The sequence below is a fragment of the Pseudoalteromonas agarivorans genome (assembly GCF_024518735.1).
Lineage (GTDB): Bacteria > Pseudomonadota > Gammaproteobacteria > Enterobacterales > Alteromonadaceae > Pseudoalteromonas > Pseudoalteromonas atlantica.
This window is the reverse complement of sequence record NZ_JANIGJ010000003.1, coordinates 1-16,642: the sequence shown is the minus strand read 5'-3', so window position 1 is coordinate 16,642 and position 16,642 is coordinate 1. Positions and strand designations below refer to the sequence as shown.

At 42.6% G+C, this 16,642-nt stretch carries 12 protein-coding genes; 11 read left to right on the top strand and 1 reads right to left on the bottom strand.

What is annotated here, in order from left to right; translation table 11 throughout:
• Positions 1-540 precede the first annotated feature (540 nt).
• The 7 genes from NQT65_RS06745 to NQT65_RS06715 all read left to right on the top strand — a co-directional run bounded on the left by NQT65_RS06745 (position 541) and on the right by NQT65_RS06715 (position 8,672).
• Complete coding sequence (locus tag NQT65_RS06745) at positions 541-1,401, top strand: DUF6279 family lipoprotein (protein ID WP_256850772.1); 861 nt, start codon at positions 541-543, stop codon at positions 1,399-1,401.
• 417 nt (positions 1,402-1,818) lie between these two features.
• Positions 1,819-2,838: an XdhC family protein gene (locus tag NQT65_RS06740; RefSeq protein ID WP_256850771.1), complete on the top strand. Its 1,020-nt coding sequence runs from the start codon at positions 1,819-1,821 to the stop codon at positions 2,836-2,838.
• 1 nt (position 2,839) lies between these two features.
• A complete protein-coding gene (locus NQT65_RS06735) occupies positions 2,840-3,448 on the top strand; it encodes a nucleotidyltransferase family protein (protein WP_055253989.1) in 609 nt (202 codons plus the stop codon).
• Positions 3,449-3,642: 194 nt separating this feature from the next.
• Positions 3,643-4,131 carry a (2Fe-2S)-binding protein gene (locus NQT65_RS06730; RefSeq protein WP_029771953.1) on the top strand — a complete coding sequence of 163 codons (489 nt, stop codon included), beginning with the start codon at positions 3,643-3,645 and terminating at the stop codon, positions 4,129-4,131.
• Between the two features lie 12 nt (positions 4,132-4,143).
• A complete protein-coding gene (locus NQT65_RS06725; protein ID WP_256850770.1) occupies positions 4,144-6,435 on the top strand; it encodes a xanthine dehydrogenase family protein molybdopterin-binding subunit in 2,292 nt (763 codons plus the stop codon).
• 84 nt (positions 6,436-6,519) lie between these two features.
• Positions 6,520-7,491 carry a GTP 3',8-cyclase MoaA gene (gene moaA / locus NQT65_RS06720; RefSeq protein ID WP_256850769.1) on the top strand — a complete coding sequence of 324 codons (972 nt, stop codon included), beginning with the start codon at positions 6,520-6,522 and terminating at the stop codon, positions 7,489-7,491.
• 143 nt (positions 7,492-7,634) lie between these two features.
• The gene (locus NQT65_RS06715; protein ID WP_164521648.1) at positions 7,635-8,672 is read left to right on the top strand and encodes a GGDEF domain-containing protein; all 1,038 of its coding nucleotides are present in this window, start codon (positions 7,635-7,637) and stop codon (positions 8,670-8,672) included.
• Between the two features lie 8 nt (positions 8,673-8,680).
• Here NQT65_RS06715 and NQT65_RS06710 read toward each other — a convergent pair whose 3' ends face one another.
• Positions 8,681-9,619, bottom strand: a complete 939-nt coding sequence (locus tag NQT65_RS06710) for a LysR family transcriptional regulator (RefSeq protein WP_004588705.1) — start codon at positions 9,617-9,619, stop codon at positions 8,681-8,683.
• A gap of 120 nt (positions 9,620-9,739) precedes the next feature.
• Between NQT65_RS06710 and NQT65_RS06705 the strand changes: the two genes are divergently transcribed.
• Genes NQT65_RS06705 through NQT65_RS06690 form a run of 4 tightly spaced genes read left to right on the top strand, consistent with a single transcriptional unit; the run spans position 9,740 to position 16,513 of the window.
• On the top strand, positions 9,740-10,906 hold the full coding sequence (locus NQT65_RS06705; RefSeq protein ID WP_126008997.1) for an efflux RND transporter periplasmic adaptor subunit: 1,167 nt from the start codon (positions 9,740-9,742) through the stop codon (positions 10,904-10,906).
• 9 nt (positions 10,907-10,915) lie between these two features.
• Positions 10,916-14,068 (top strand): efflux RND transporter permease subunit, encoded by a 3,153-nt coding sequence (locus NQT65_RS06700; protein WP_256850768.1) that lies wholly within the window; start codon positions 10,916-10,918, stop codon positions 14,066-14,068.
• The gene (locus NQT65_RS06695) at positions 14,061-15,470 is read left to right on the top strand and encodes a TolC family protein (protein WP_256850767.1); all 1,410 of its coding nucleotides are present in this window, start codon (positions 14,061-14,063) and stop codon (positions 15,468-15,470) included. The genes NQT65_RS06700 and NQT65_RS06695 overlap by 8 nt, the downstream gene beginning before the upstream one ends.
• A gap of 14 nt (positions 15,471-15,484) precedes the next feature.
• Positions 15,485-16,513: a zinc-binding dehydrogenase gene (locus NQT65_RS06690; RefSeq protein WP_064387187.1), complete on the top strand. Its 1,029-nt coding sequence runs from the start codon at positions 15,485-15,487 to the stop codon at positions 16,511-16,513.
• Positions 16,514-16,642: the final 129 nt, after the last annotated feature.

Sequence of the window (16,642 nt, the reverse complement as noted above, 5' to 3'; positions counted from 1 at the left end):
TGCAACACTTTGTACTTACTATTTAATAGCCACGTATAAAATGGTGCAAGTGCTTGCGGTTAAGTGAAATACTAACGCTTTGGTGATTATATGCTCGTTTAACACTTAGCCAAGCTGTTGTGGTAATTATAGCTTAAATAAGCAATTATATTGCTAATAATGCGCTGTTTATAAGCGTAAGATACAGATATTACAGAAAATTTAAAGCAGTAAAAAAGCGCAAGCCAAGGCCTGCGCTTTTAATGTCATATTAACCGTCACTAATATGAGCAATGTAGCAAGTAGAGATGAACTTTTATGCTATTACTTGGGTCGAGTAAATAATAGCCATTAAGCAGTCACGCGCTTAAAACAAAATGTCAGCATCCATGCTGTATTTCTTCCTTGGGCACTGAGGTCGTTACACTTTGTTTATGCGATTAATTATTATTTAGATTTGACGGTGTGTCAACAGTAAATAATAATTATTATCAATTAAAATAAATTAACATCTTTGCGTATTATGTGAGAGTTTGAGAGAAAGCGTTAGTTGAGGATTTCATGTTTAAAATAAAAAATATAAAAGTTTCGCGCGTAGCCATTGCGCTCAGTCTGCTCTTTTTGTGTAGTTGTTCGGCTTCGTTTACTTATAATAACTTAACGTGGCTTTCGTCGTTTTGGGTAGATGACTACATTGACCTAAATAAGCAGCAAAACAAGCAACTTAAAAATATTATTAACACAACCCAGCAGTGGCACCGTACCACGCAATTACCCGCCTACAAGCAAGATATCCTAAATTTAAAAGTGTTATTTAATCAGCAGTTAGACTATCAGCAACTAAAGTCGCAAGTGGTATTGGCCAGAGCTCATTTTCAAAACATTCTTGAACATGCGCATATACCGCTCGCGCAGTTAGGGCTTACGCTTTCTTATGCGCAGCGCGAAGAGCTTATTGCTAATATCCAAACGCAAATTAACGAAGAATACGAAGAGTTTAATGAATTAACAGCGCAGGAGCGCAAAAGCGAGCGCCTAGAAAGACAGCTCGATTACTACAAACAATGGCTAGGAAAGTTAACCCCTGTGCAAACGCAGCTTATTACCCAAGCTAACAATGCTCATTATGACTCTTCATTGCTTTGGCATCAGTACAAGCAAACGCGCTTAAATGCAGCGCAGCAAGTACTTTTAAATAAAGCGCTCATTGAGGCCGACTTTGTAAAACAATTAAGCTATGTAATTACACAGCGAGAAGCGTATATGAGCGAAGAACTATTAGCCAGTAATGATGCAAACTTAGCGCTCTATGTAAACCTACTTATTGAGCTAAATACCACCTTGAGTGAGCAGCAACGCGAGAGTGTAAATGATGAGTTTGATGAGCTGATTAATACGCTCACCGATTTAATTGAAGATTAATGCTTATTTAAGCCAAGGCTGACATTAGCTAAAAAGCTAACGTATTGTTTGCTAATTAAGCATGTGCGCCTTTTTATAAATTATACGCTTATTAAGGAAGTTAGGGCGTGGCGTACTGCGGTGGATGAATTTACAGCAGGGCGTTTGGTTTTTAGTCAGGGCAAAGCCTTTGAAGGCGATTTAATTGCACCTAGAGTGAAAAATTTCAATCCACACAGGTCACCTCGCCCTCGATAAATGCTAAGATAATATTTCATATTTAATAACGTCCTATCTGATCGATTTTAAAATATATCACGTACGCTTCTCACTTATTTGTTGCTTGATTATCCTCGTTATATCTAACAAATGAAGCAAAGCGACACAATGGTGATAATTAAAACGCGCGCATATTAAGGTTTGTAATGGCAGCAGCTAATGGTTACTGATTTAAAAGGAATGCTCAATACGTGGTATCCGCTTCGTGATGAACAACAATGGGTGCTCGCAACCTTGTACCAAATTGAAGGGTCTAGCTATCGAAAATTGGGCGCGATGATGCTTATTTCGAGCCTTGGCCAGCGTTTAGGCATGCTTTCGGGTGGTTGTTTAGAGGCTGATATTCAGCGCCACGCCAAACAGGTTATGACCTCATTACATTCTAAAACTATTACCTACGATGCAACCGATGAAGACGACTTAACATTTCAGCTAGGAATTGGCTGTGGTGGTGTGGTGCATATTATTTTGCAAAGCGTTAATAGTGAAAACGAATACTTACAACTAGATAGCATGTTTAATGCGCTTAAAAATAAGCAATCGGGGCACTACACACAGCAAATTAAACCTTTGGTGGCAAAGGGGTCTGGCGTTTTTAAAACCGTGGCGCAGCAGCACAACTTATCTTTAAACCGCAAAGCAGCGCTTTTAGAGCAAGATAAAGTCCAACGTTTAGAAGTGGCTATTTACCCCAGCGCACATTTATTAATTGTCGGTGGTGGCGCTGATGCGATACCGGTATACGCGTTTGCTAAACAACTCGGGTGGACGGTAAGTGTATGGGATAGCCGAGCTGCAAATGCTAAAAGAGACTACTTTAAGCAGGCCGATAATATTTTGCGTTGCCCAGCTGCGCAGCTTAAACAATTTTGCGAACAGCACAAAGTGGATGCCGCTGTTTTAATGGCCCACAGTGTAGACCTTGACTCACAGGCGTTAGCCGCACTTGAGCAAAGCCAACTAAAGTACATGGGGTTACTGGGGCCAGCACATCGCCGAGCGCAAGTGTTTGAACATGCAAATACAAAGGTAAATAAGGTAGTAGCGCCTGTATTTGGTCCTGTTGGGCTTAATTTGGGAGGCGACTCGCCAGAGAGCATAGCTTTGTCGCTCATTAGCGAAATTCATGCGGTATTTGCTAATAAAGATGCTACATCGTTAAGTAATTGGGGCAACTAAGGTGCGCGTAGCAAAGGTTATTTTGGCCGCTGGGCAATCGTCGCGCTTTAACGGCTGTAAGCTTATAGCCGATGTAGGTAATAAACCAATGATTTGCCGCGCCGTAGATACCTTACAAGGTGATGACACATTACCCATATACGTTATTAGCGGTGCTTGGCATGCGCAAATTGAACACGCGTTACGTGGCTATAAAAATGTTGAAATACTGCATAACCCACACTGGCAAATAGGCTTAGGAAAATCCATTGCGCTGGCAACACACACTATAAGTAAGGCGCACTCATTAGAGGGGATTTTATTTATGCTGGCGGATCAGGTTGAGCTTAGTGCGGCACACATAAATACTTTAATTACTCATTTTAACAGCAACCCCTCGCGCTGGTGCGCTGATTATGGCGAACGCATTGGCGTACCTGCTGTATTTCCTGCCTCTGATTTTAAAACTCTAGCAGCGCTAAATTGCGATAAAGGCGCTCAACATTTACTGCGCGATACACAGGTTGACGTTAATACCATTTTACTTAAGCAGGCAAGCACAGATATCGACACTCAACAGCAATTAAAGCAGTTTATTAATAATAACAACAACCTAACTGTAAGCGAATAAACTAAAAAATATAGCCTAAACTTTAGGTTAAACGTTCAAAACGAGATTAAATTTTTAACAGTTATGTCAGCGCGCATTTTAAATGTGCGCTGAAATGTAAAGCGTAATAGTTTCAACGTACGGTGGTATAAAAAGTAACGTGTATGGGTCATGTGTTACTTTAATTTTATTTGGGCTTAATCAAGGGGCAAGCTATGGTGACGTTTACAGTTAATGGCAAAGAGGTTAAATCGCAAGCAAGTGCAGATACACCTTTGCTGTGGGTTATTCGCGATGAAATAGGGTTAAAAGGAACTAAGTTTGGTTGTGGTATTGCTATGTGCGGTGCATGTACGGTGCACCTAGACGGACAAGCAACGCGCTCGTGTGTATTACCCGTGGGCGCAGTGGCAGGAAAAAACATTACGACCATTGAAGGACTTAACAACGCGCATCCGCTGCAAAAAGCGTGGGTCGATGAGCAAGTGCCTCAGTGCGGTTACTGTCAATCTGGGCAAATTATGCAAGCAGCTACGTTATTAGCAGACAATCCAAATCCAACAGATCAAGAAATAGTAAATCATATGAATGGCAACTACTGCCGCTGTATGGCGTACAAGCGTATTAAATCGGCTATACAACGTGCAGCTGATGAATCGCAAAGTGCAGTACAAATGTTTAACCCCAAAGAGCTAGACGTGTAACTGGAGCCGACAATGAAAAAACTATTTCAAAAAAATACCGAAACCGTAGACTTAAACCGTCGCTCTTTTATGATTAGTACAGCAACTGCTGGCCTGGTTATGGCATTTGCTCCGGCTTTATTTTCAGGTGAACTTAGCGCCAAAGAGTCGATTGCACAACAATCGTTTTCACCCACAATTTGGTGGACTATGAACCAGCAAGGTGAAGTAGTCGTTAGTATTGCCAAAGCTGAAATGGGCCAACACGTAGGCACCGCCTTAGCGCGTATTGTGGCAGATGAGCTTGAGTGCGACTGGGATAAAGTATCAATCACGTATGTAGATACGCACGAAAAGTGGGGCTACATGGTTACAGGTGGCTCGTGGTCGGTGTTTCAAAGCTTTAAGCCGCTTTCACAAGCCGGCGCTGCGGGGCGTATAGCCCTTATAGATGCAGGGGCTAATATGCTTGGGGTTAAACCGGAGCAGTGCCACGCTAGTAAAGGGCGCATAATTGCAGGCGATCAATCACTCAGTTATGCCGATATTGTTAAAAATGGTGAGTTTAACCGTACATTTAGCAGTGAAGAAGTTGCAAAACTGCCGTTAAAGCCTGCCAACAAGCGCCACTTAACGGGTTTAAAACAAGACTTTAAAGCGCTTGATATTCCGGCAAAAACAAATGGTACTGCCGTATACGGCATAGATGTAGAGCTTGAAGGCATGGTGTATGCGCGCCCTGTGATCCCACCAACACGTTATGGTAGTGAAGTGACACAGGTGGACGATAGCGCTGCAAAAGCAATAAAAGGCTATAAAGGGTTTGAGATTTTAAACGACCCGAGTAATACCGTACAAGGCTGGGTGGTGGTTTTAGCTGACAATTACCCCAGTGCTATTAAAGCGGTAGATGCGCTAAAAGTAACCTATAAAAAAGGGCAAACAGCTAATGTTACAGAGGCCGATATTCAATCTCTGGGCGAAAAATTATGTAACGATAGCAACGCTGGCACCTTATTTGTTAATGAAGGTGATACCACTAAAATGCAGGCTGAGGCAACGCAGTCGCTTGAGTCACTGTACACCACAGCAACAGCAAGCCATTATCAATTAGAGCCGCTTAACGCGTTGGCAGAGTTTAAACAAGACAAGTGGATTATCCATACTGGTAATCAGTGGCAGTCTTTAACATTACCTGCATTGGCCAAGGCGTTAGAGGTTGAACAAAATAACGTTATTATTCGCCCTTATTATTTAGGCGGTGGATTTGGGCGTCGCTTGTTTGGTGATTGGACTGTGCCTGCAGCATTAACAGCGAAAGCAATTGGCAAACCCGTAAAACTAGTATTTACGCGCGCAGACGATAGCTTATTTGATCAATCACGCTCTGCCTCTACAGCTAAATTAACAGCTTCGTTTAATGAAAATGGCAAGCTTAGTGCAATGGAGCATGCTTTTGCAGCAGGCTGGCCAACAAAAGCAATGGCACCTGGCTTTTTATCACCAGGGGTTGATGGCAAAGGTAAGTTTGATGCATTTTCAGCCTCTGGAGCCGATCACTGGTACAGCATGGATAACCACCGTGCCCGCGCAATTAATAACGAATTAGCGCAAAGCACATTTACCCCAGGTTGGCTTCGCTCGGTAGGCCCTGGCTGGATAGCATGGAGCCTAGAATCTTTTATCGACGAAATAGCGCACAAACAAGGGATTGATCCGGTTGAGTTTCGTTTATCAATGCTCGACGGCAAAGGTAAACAAGCAGGTAAAGCCCCTGAAAGCGTAGGCGGAGCGCTGCGCTTAAATGCGGTACTTAAAAAAGTGTCAGCGAAGGTCGCAAATGTTAAGCTGGGTGAAAATGAAGGCATTGGTTTTTCAGTAAGTTCAGGCCAAGAGCGTAATATGCCAGCGTGGATTGCCACAGCAGCCCATGTGCACGTAAATAAAAGCGATGGCAAAATTACGCTTAAAAAGCTTTACGCCGTGGTAGATGCAGGTTTAATTGTTCACCCAGATGGTGCACTAGCCCAGCTTGAAGGTTCGTTACTGTGGGGCACAAGCCTTGCGTTACATGAATCAAATAATTACCAAAACGGACAAGTAGCAGCCACTAACTTTAACACTTACTTGCCACTTAGAATGCAAGATGTGCCCGATATGGACATAGAGTTTGTACAAAGTGATGAGTTTCCAATGGGCTTAGGTGAGCCAGGAGTAATTGGTGTTGCGCCAGCTATTGGAAATGCGGTATTTAATGCAGTTGGTGTACGGTTACGTAATTTACCCATGAAACCCAATGAGCTTAAAGCAGGTCTTTCGGCCTAGTTAAGTGCTAACAAAGCGCGTAAGGCACAGGCTTTACGCGCTTTGAACTTAGCGATGAATTATTAAAATGTTAAAGGCTTTTTTATGCTAGTCGACCCAGCAGGGCGAAAATTTAGTTATCTGCGTTTATCTATTACTGATGTATGTAATTTTAAGTGTGTGTATTGCTTGCCGGATGGTTATCAATGCGATCACGACCGAGACTTCCTTTCACTTAACGAAATTAGCAACACAGTAAACGCCTTTGCTCATCATGGCATATCAAAGTTACGCATTACTGGCGGTGAGCCAACCCTCAGAAAAGATTTTATAGATGTAATTCGTGCGGCAAAAGACACCCAAGGTATTACCAAAATAGCCGCCACTACAAATGGTTACTCAATGCATAAACATGTTAAAGATTGGGCACACGCAGGGCTCAATGCAATAAATGTTAGCATCGACAGCCTAGACCCACGTATGTTTAATACCATTACCGGCAATGATAAGTTTGCCGCGGTTATGCAAGGCATAGACACGGCCCTAGAGAGCGGCTTAGATTCAGTAAAAATAAACAGCGTACTAATGAAACAGTACAATGGCCGTGCCCTTGAAGCTTTTTTAGCGTATTTAAAGCACAGACCCGTAACGATGCGCTTTATTGAGTTAATGCAAACAAACGACAATAAAGCATTTTTTGATGCTAACCATATATCGGGGCAATCCATAAAAGAGCAGTTGCTTCGCGCTGGTTGGCAACCCATTATACGCGATGTAACGGCGGGGCCTGCGCAAGAGTTTTTCCACCCTGATTATTTAGGCAAAATAGGGTTAATAATGCCTTACAGTAATGACTTTTGTGCTACCTGCAACAGGTTAAGAATTTCATCACTGGGGAAACTGCATTTATGTTTGTTTTCTGAGCAGGGTATATCACTTAGAGAATACATGAGTGATAACACCAATCAGGCATTAATTGATCAGTTAGCGCGTTATATAAAAACAAAAAAACCAACACACTTATTGCACCAAGGTAACACTGGGGTCACTACAAACTTATCTATGTTAGGTGGGTAAAGGCGTAAATGTAGTGTAATTCGCTACTGAGTTTGCTGTTTTCGCTACACAGTTTAATAAAATGACTGTTTTTACCTATTTAGCTACTTGTTATATTTAATTTTAGCGTTACACTGAATTTTTTATTATTTTAAGTTTTTTGAATGGATATAGCAGCACTTAGTAGTACTAAATCATTAAGAAGAAACGTTCTGAAATGGATGTGCTTGTGTTTTGGTTTTGTCTCATTGTTTTTTGCTGCGTTTAATATTTTTTTAAATAACTTTGCGTTATTAGGCTATTTAGAAATAGCGCTCACTGTATTTTGTGCCTACACCTACCACCGCTTAAACACACACGCACTCGAAGTATGGCAATCTGTTGTTATGTGCATATTTGTCACATTTGTTATTGTATTAGGTAATTATTTAGCAAAGCCAATAAATGGTTTGTATGTGTGGTCGTTTGCGTTACCTGTGTTGTATTACCTACTGTTAGGTAAGCGCTATGGCATTGTATTATCGGCTTTGTTATTTGTACTCCAGGGGGCCATATTATTAACCAAAGCATCGCAACTTCCTCTAACAACGCTTAACTTCGGTTTAAATCTTGCCTTTGTTTATATCAGCATTTGGGCCATTTCTCATGTATTTGAAGGCAGTCGTGCTTTATCGTCTAAACGGCTGAAAAATCTGGCCTTGTTAGACCCACTTACTGGGGCTGCAAACCGTTTATCAATGAACCATTACTTTGCAGTAGAGCTTAAAGATAAGTCGCAACTTTATTTGTTTTTACTCGACCTAGACTTTTTTAAACAGGTTAACGACACCCATGGCCACGCAGTAGGGGATAAAGTGCTGATTGAAGTCGCCACTTTATTACGGGTTGTATTGGCAAAAGGGTATGTATTTAGAGTGGGCGGGGAAGAGTTTGCTTTACTACATTCTTTTGCGTCACAAAGTGATGCATTGGCAATGGCCGAAACCATAAGAGAAAAACTCAACAATTCGGCATTTGAGATTGATGGACTAAAAATAAATGTAACTGCCAGTATCGGCGTTGTTAAGTATCGCCAAGGCGACACGCTTGAAAAGTTTGTAATTAAAGCAGATAAACAACTGTATAAAGCAAAAGAATATGGCCGCAATAAAGTGTACTTTCAAGCAAATGCCAACCTGATTGAAAAGCCTCAAATAGCCTAAGTACGAGGCTAGTACATTTGCTCAAAATTTGGGATGTTGTTTTCCCAAATTGGTTTGTCTTTACCTAGGTATTCTCTCACTGCATCAAAAAATAAACGTGTTCTTACCGGTAAGTCTCTGTGTGGATACACCGCATACATATGGCTAAACTCTTTTAACTTAACATCCGTTAAAATGGGCACCAATTGACCTTGTGTAATTTCTTTATCGATAATAAATGCTGGCGCAACAAAGTAGGTAGTCCCTGAAATAGCTTTCATTAGCAGTACTTCAGCGTCGTTTGCTCTGTACACGCTTTTTATTTTTAGCTCGCACGGCTCACCTTTACTATCGTAGTAATCTATGGTTTCTACGCGCATAGCGTTACTTGCATAACTTGCAGCGGGTAACTGCACCAGCTCTTCTATGGTTTGTGGCATACCATAGGTTTTTATAAATTCAGGGGCGGCTACAATAAGCAGCCTGTTACGGGCAATTTTACGGGCAATTAATGAGGAGTCTTTAGGCTCACCAATTCTAAATGCTAAATCAAACCCTTCAGATACAATATCAACTAGCCTATCGTCTAAACGTAGCTCTACTTCTACTTGTGGAAAACGTTTTTGGAAGTCGTTTAGCACAGGTTGTAAATAACGCCGACCAATTAATGTTGACGAGGTAACCTTTAGCACACCGCGTGGCTCTAGGTGGTAGTTTTCGGCCATACGTACGGTTTCACCAAGTAGCTCTCTTAGCTCTGACGCTTTTTTTATCATTTCTGCGCCCGCCGCCGTTAACGAAAACGAACGGGTGGTGCGGTTTAATAACCTAACGCCTAGCTCGTCCTCTAATCGACTGATTTGTTTAGATATAACAGAGCGGTCTATGTTTCTTATTTCTGCAGCTTTGGCAAAAGAGCCTTGTTCTACCACTTCAAGCAGCATTAAAAGCCGGCTTGTTGTATCCATTATGATCACCCAATAAATGTTATTGATGCCATTTTGGCATTAATGAATTTATAAATCTATGGTTTTTGTCCGCAAGTATAGTCCGTAACATGCCAGGTAAATAAATAAAGGAGCGTCTTCATGAATAAACATTTAATTGCTGCTGCATTAGCTGCGGCAACTCTATCCTTAGCGGGCTGTGCCGATGAGAGCGCACCTAATGCGCAGCAACAACAATTACAACCTATAGATGTAGCACAAGTTTTAATTAAACCAGTACAAAGCTGGCACACCTACACCACGCGTTTAGAATCGCCGCAAGAAGTTGCGCTGATGCCGCGTGTATCTGGGGTGATTGATAGCATTGAATTTAAAGAAGGTGATGTTGTTAAGCAAGGCGATGTGTTGTTTCAACTTGACGAGCGCCCTTTTGCAGCAGTTGTAGCAAGCCTAGAAGCGCAAATACACAGCGCAGAAGCTGCACTTGAACAAGCTAAAAGTGAAGACAAACGAGCAGTGCGCTTATTAGAGCGTAAAGCTATTTCAACAGAACAAGCACAGGCGCGTACCTCAACGCTTCGCCAGCGCGAAGCACAACTGGCAGCGCTGCAAGCACAGCTTACTTCTGCAAAGCTCGATTTAGAATTTACATCAGTGGTTTCGCCGATTGATGGTGTTATCTCACGCGCAAATATTACCAAAGGTAATAACGTATTAGCGGGCCAAAGTGTATTAACGTCAATTGTTTCTAATAAAGCAATGTATGCCTACTTTGATGTTGATGAGCGTACTTGGAATAGCGCTTTTAATGATGTAACCGCCCAAAGCCGCCAAACAGTTGTTATGCAAAAAGTAGGGCAAAAAGAGTTTGCTTACCAAGGCTATATTAACTTTATTGATAACCAAATTAATTCAGCAACGGGTACTTTACGTGTACGTGCGGTATTTGAACAAGATAACAATCAACTACGTGCAGGTTCTTTTGCTCGCGTTAAATTGGCAGCAAACGAAGTGAGCGAAAAAGTAATTATTCCTGAGCGTGCTATTGGCACCGATTTAAAAAATCGCTTTGTATTAACCGTTGGCGAAAACAACGTGCTTGAATACAAATTAATAGAAGTAGGCGAGCGCTATGGTGCGTTACGCGCTGTTACTGCTGGCCTAAACGAAGGCGATGTTATTGCGGTAAATGGCCCTGCACGTGTAGGCCCAGGTATGCCAATTTCGCCAAATACAGTGACAATTGATACAAGCGGCGTGGCTTTTACACTGTCAAACGACAACGCGCAGCTAATGGCTAAGCAATAAGGTTTATTGATGAAATTTTCACACTTTTTTATTCAGCGACCAATTTTTGCAGCCATGCTGTCGTTGGTTATTTTAATTGCTGGTGGTATTTCACTGTTTCAACTTCCTGTAAGTGAATACCCAGAAGTTGTGCCACCTACTGTTGTGGTAACAGCAAATTACCCAGGTGCTAACCCAACCGTTATTGCGCAAACTGTGGCAACGCCGCTTGAGCAAGAAATTAACGGTACCGAAAACATGCTGTATATGTTTTCTCAAGGCACCAGCGATGGCCGTATGACACTTACGGTAACGTTTGCATTAGGCACCGACCTAGACCGTGCACAAGTACAAGTACAAAACCGTGTAAACAGTGCATTACCACGTTTGCCCGAAGAGGTGCAGCGCTTAGGTGTAGTAGCCGAAAAATCATCACCCGATTTAACCATGGTGGTGCATTTATACTCGCCTGAAAACAGCCACGACACAGCGTATTTATCTAACTATGCCGACATTCATATTAAAGACGAGATTGCCCGTTTACCAGGTGTAGGCGACATTCAATTATTTGGTGGTGGCAAATATTCAATGCGCGTGTGGCTAAACCCAGATGCATTAGCAGCCCGTGAGCTTACAGCCACCGATGTTGTGGCCGCTTTGCGCTCGCAAAATCAGCAAGTTGCCGCGGGTAGCTTAGGTGCACAGCCAATTTCTAACGACAGCCAATTTCAAATTTTATTAAACGTAAAAGGGCGTTTAAACAGTGTTGAAGAGTTTGAAAAGGTCATTATTAAAGTGGGCGAGCAAGGGCAATTAACGCGTTTGTCTGATGTAGCCCGTGTTGATTTAGGCCAAGATACCTATGCACTTCGTGCAGAGCTTGATAACCAGCCAGCACTTGCAATGCCTATTTTTCAACGCCCAGGTTCAAATGCGATTGAGCTTTCAGACCAAGTACGTGAAACAATGGCGCGTTTGTCAGAAGATTTCCCAGCGGGTGTTGAGTACGACATTGTATATGACCCTACGGTATTTGTTCGTGGTTCAATTGATGCGGTAATTGCTACATTGCTAGAGGCAATAGTATTAGTTGTAATTGTGGTTATTGTATTTTTACAAACGTGGCGCGCGTCTATTATTCCATTGATTGCGGTGCCTATTTCGTTAATTGGTACGTTTGCTGTAATGCAATGGCTAGGCGTGTCTATTAATACACTTTCGCTGTTTGGCTTGGTACTGGCAATTGGTATTGTAGTTGATGATGCGATAGTTGTTGTTGAAAACGTAGAGCGAAATATAGAACAAGGGTTATCGCCTTTAGAGGCAACACGTGTTGCTATGAGCGAAGTAACCGGGCCAATTATCGCGATAGCGTTAGTGCTGTGTGCGGTATTTATTCCTACTGCATTTATTACCGGTTTATCGGGTCAGTTTTATAAGCAATTTGCACTAACAATTACTATTTCGACTGTTATTTCGGCGTTTAACTCGTTAACCCTTTCGCCTGCGCTATCGGCATTATTATTAAAATCGCACGATGCAAAACCAGATGCATTCACGCGTTTACTTAATAAACTGTTTGGTGCGTGGTTATTTAAACCGTTTAACCGCGTGTTTGACCGTGGTGCTAAAGGCTACGAAAAGCTGGTACAAAAGCTTATACGTATGAGCGTTATTGTTATGGTGGCCTATGTTGCGCTGGTGGGCGGTACAATTAAATTGTTTGATACCGTACCTGGTGGCTTTATTCCACAGCAAGATAAGCAATATTTAGTTGCGATTGCGCAACTGCCAGATGCAGCCAGTTTAGACCGCACCGAAGATGTGCTCTCGCAAATGCAAAAAATAGCATTAGAAGTACCAGGCGTTGCACACACCGTGGCGTTTCCAGGCTTATCGGTAAACGGTTTTACTAACAGCCCAAATAGCGGCATTGTATTTACGCCACTTGAGAGCTTTGATAAACGTACCGACCCTAGTCAATCAGCGATGGCAATTGCCGCGCAGTTAAATCAGCGTTTTGCAGCTATTGATGAAGCGTTTGTGGCTGTATTTCCGCCGCCGCCAATTCAAGGCTTAGGTACCACCGGTGGCTTTAAGCTGCAAATTGAAGATAGAGCAAATAAAGGCTTTGATGCACTATTTAATAGTTTGCAAACCATTATTGGTAAGGCGCAGCAAGACCCCGCGTTAATGGGCTTATATTCAAGTTTCCGTATTCAAGTACCGCAAATGGATATTGACATAGACCGCGAGCAAGCGCTTATTCAAGGTATTCCTCTTGATGAAGTATTTGACGCATTGCAAATATATTTAGGCTCTGTGTATGTGAACGACTTTAATATGTTTGGTCGTACTTATCAGGTTAATGCGCAAGCTGATGCTGATTTTCGTCTTGATCCTGAGCAAATCCTTAACCTAAAAGTACGTAACAGTGCAGGAAATATGGTGCCGCTTGGCTCGGTACTTACAGTTACACCAACAATAGGACCTGACCGTGTAATGCATTACAACGGTTACCCAAGTGCAGAACTAAACGGCAGCCCAGCCCCCGGTTATAGCTCTGATCAGGCACAAACTGCTATTGAAACAATATTAGCCGACAACCTGCCAACAGGTATTGAGTACGAGTGGACAGAAGTAACGTACCAACAAGTACTTGCAGGTAACACCATGGTTTATGTATTCCCATTAGTTGTGTTGCTTGTATTTATGGTGCTTGCTGCGCAGTACGAAAGTTTACGTTTGCCACTAGCCATAATATTAATTGTACCGATGACTATTTTCTCAGCACTATTAGGTGTGTGGTTTGTAGGCTCAGACAATAATATATTTACTCAAATTGCATTAATTGTACTGGTGGCACTTGCCTCTAAAAACGCCATATTAATGGTAGAATTTGCCCGCGACCAACACGGCGGTGGGTTAACGCACTTTGAGGCAATATTAGCGGCGTGTCGTATGCGTTTACGCCCGATATTAATGACCTCAATTGCCTTTACAGCTGGGGTTGTACCTTTAGTACTTGCAACCGGTGCAGGCGCCGAAATGCGCCACGCTATGGGTAACGCGGTGTTTGCAGGCATGATAGGGGTAACGGTGTTTGGCTTATTATTTACACCTGTGTTTTATATGTTAGTTGTGAAAAAGCAGCAAAAAGCAAAGGGGTTATCGCATGACTAATTTTATCGCTAAACCTATCAAAACGCGCTTAACGTTAAGTGCTGTGTTAGTGGCTGCTTTTTTATCTGGTTGCGCTAGCAAAATAGATACACAAAGCGAGCAAAACGCTATTAACGATTTTGTAGCTCAAGCAAATATTGCCAGTAATGTTGCCATTGCAGATGAAACAAATTGGTGGCACAAGTTAGAGTCAAAGCAGCTAAATGCTTTGGTTAATAGCGCACTTACCAATAACTACAATTTGCAAACAAGCCAATTAACGCTCAAAAGTACCCTTGCCCGACTTGGTGAACAAAAAGCGCAATATTTACCCCAAGGCGGGGTAAATATTGGCGCAGCACGAAGCGATGCACCGAGTGTGTTTGACCGTCAATCGAGTGCTAACATAGCGCTTGATTGGCAGTTAGATTTATTTGGCCGTATTACTGCTTTGGTTGATGCTGCAAATGCATCGGCCATGAGCCAAGCCGAGCAAGTACGTTCACTGCAAATTGAAGTGGTATCGTCTGTTGTTAAAGGGTTTGTAAGCTATCAAGGTAATGTTGAAAAACAACACATCATAGCCATGCAAATTAACGCATTAGAGCAAAGCATTGAGGTACTTCAAGCACGTGTAGATGAAGGCGTTGCCAACGAGCTTGACCTAAACCGTACGATGGCACAGCTTAGGCAGCAAGAAGCCCTAATGCCCGCTATTGAGTATGCTAAATACAGCGACTTATCAACTTTAGCGGTGCTTACAGGTAAGCTTGCGCAAGACATTGCGATAGACAATGAGCAAAACCTGCTTGAGCAAAGCTTTAGCGTTGCGCTTAAAAATGCCAATAGCGCCATTGCCCTGCGCCCAGATATAAGCCGTGCATTGTATGATTTTAGCCAAGCCAACAGCTTAAGTGTGGCGGCAAGTAAAGCCTTACTACCTGATATTAGCTTATCAGCCTTTGCAGGCGTAGTGAGCATAGACAGCACGGGCTTAAAAAATACTGATCAGCAATGGCAAGTAGCCCCCCAATTGCAATGGTCAATATTAAGTTACCCCGCACTCCTTGCCCAGCGCGACGCACAGCAGTTTTTAAGTGAAGCTGCCTACAGCGACTATCAGCAAATAGTATTAAATGCGGTGACTCAAAGTGAACTTTCATTGCAAATGTTGGTCAATCAAAAACAGCAAGAGCGTTATGCTAAACAGCGCTATGGCTTTGCAAATAAAGCATTTTTACAAGCACAGGCGATGTACGAAGAAGGCCAAATACCGTACTTAGAGTTGTTAGATGCACGCCAGGATGTTTTAATGGCACAAGAAAACGCTGTTGACACAACTATTGCTACATTGCTTGCTAAAGTGAATGCTTATCAGGCATTTAACGGCCAATGGAGCTATGCACTTAGCAGTACAAAATAGGTAGAGTTAATTGAATGAGCAATACTGAATTATCACATCAAGGCAGCCCCTTACAAACCATGCGCGCTATTGTTTTATCACAACCAGATGAGCAAATACGCTTGCAAGATGTTGAGGTTGATATACCCGAGTGCGCCGACAACGAACTGTTGGTAAAGCTTGAGTATGTAGGCCTTAATCCTGCTGATGCCTATTTTGCTAAAACGGGCTTTTGTAAGTGGCAATACCCTCATATTTTAGGCCTGGACGCCGTTGGTGTGGTAGTTAAAGCTAACAAAGGTGTGTTTCCTGGGGTTGGCGAACGAGTAATGTGGCATGCCAATATAGGTAAGCAAGGGGTACTGAGTGAATACACCACCGTGCCTAACTTTGCTGTATCGGTTGTGCCCGATGGGCTGTGCCCTGCAAAGGCTGCTACGTTACCGTGCGCTGGTATGGCCGCCCTTATTAGCTTAGATAAAATTGCCATTACGGAGGGCGACCAAATCCTAATCGAAGGTGGCTCTGGTGCGGTAGGGCAGTTTGCCATTCAATATGCTAAACAACGCGGTGCCGATGTATTTACCACCGCTTCAAAGCGTAATCACAAACTGGTAAAGCAGCTAGGTGCCGATGTGGTATTTGATTATAACGACAAAAAGTTACGCGACAAAATTCGCCGCGAGCTTGGCCCGCAAGGGTTTGATGCGGTAATTGATACTATGGGCGGTGAATCAACGCTTAGAAATATTGAATTAATGCGTTTTTGCGGGCGTATCGCGTGTTTAAACTCGCTGCCTCATTTTGATCAAGATTTAATGTACCACCGAGCGCCTAATATTAGTGTGGTGTCTATTGGTGGTGCGTGGCTTGCCAATAGTTTATGTGCACAGCAGCGCTTAAGTTTTATGGGCAATTTATTGCTTGAAGGCGCGCTATCGGGCGATATTAAAACACCGGCAATCACTGCGGTTGACTTTACTGCTGACTCAGTCAGTGCTGCCTTAAATAACCAAATTGCGGGTGGCTTTACAGGCAAACACGTTGTGCAAATAAGTAGTTAACGTTGCCCACCTTATTTTAAAAACGCAGCCCAAGTGGCTGCGTTTTTTTATGCCTAAAAAATAGCTTTTTATGAATATGGGGCTTAATTGTTGCCAAATAGAGGTATTTCAGCGCACAAGTGTAAGCCT

Excerpts from the sequence above, each read along its gene's own strand:
- NQT65_RS06705 (WP_126008997.1), top strand. The coding sequence starts at position 9,740 with ATGAATAAACATTTAATTGCTGCTGCATTAGCTGCGGCAACTCTATCC.
- NQT65_RS06695 (WP_256850767.1), top strand. The coding sequence starts at position 14,061 with ATGACTAATTTTATCGCTAAACCTATCAAAACGCGCTTAACGTTAAGT.
- NQT65_RS06710 (WP_004588705.1), bottom strand. The coding sequence starts at position 9,619 with ATGGATACAACAAGCCGGCTTTTAATGCTGCTTGAAGTGGTAGAACAA.
- NQT65_RS06700 (WP_256850768.1), top strand. The coding sequence starts at position 10,916 with ATGAAATTTTCACACTTTTTTATTCAGCGACCAATTTTTGCAGCCATG.
- NQT65_RS06715 (WP_164521648.1), top strand. The coding sequence starts at position 7,635 with ATGGATATAGCAGCACTTAGTAGTACTAAATCATTAAGAAGAAACGTT.
- NQT65_RS06690 (WP_064387187.1), top strand. The coding sequence starts at position 15,485 with ATGAGCAATACTGAATTATCACATCAAGGCAGCCCCTTACAAACCATG.
- NQT65_RS06725 (WP_256850770.1), top strand. The coding sequence starts at position 4,144 with ATGAAAAAACTATTTCAAAAAAATACCGAAACCGTAGACTTAAACCGT.
- NQT65_RS06730 (WP_029771953.1), top strand. The coding sequence starts at position 3,643 with ATGGTGACGTTTACAGTTAATGGCAAAGAGGTTAAATCGCAAGCAAGT.
- NQT65_RS06745 (WP_256850772.1), top strand. The coding sequence starts at position 541 with ATGTTTAAAATAAAAAATATAAAAGTTTCGCGCGTAGCCATTGCGCTC.
- moaA (WP_256850769.1), top strand. The coding sequence starts at position 6,520 with ATGCTAGTCGACCCAGCAGGGCGAAAATTTAGTTATCTGCGTTTATCT.
- NQT65_RS06740 (WP_256850771.1), top strand. The coding sequence starts at position 1,819 with ATGGTTACTGATTTAAAAGGAATGCTCAATACGTGGTATCCGCTTCGT.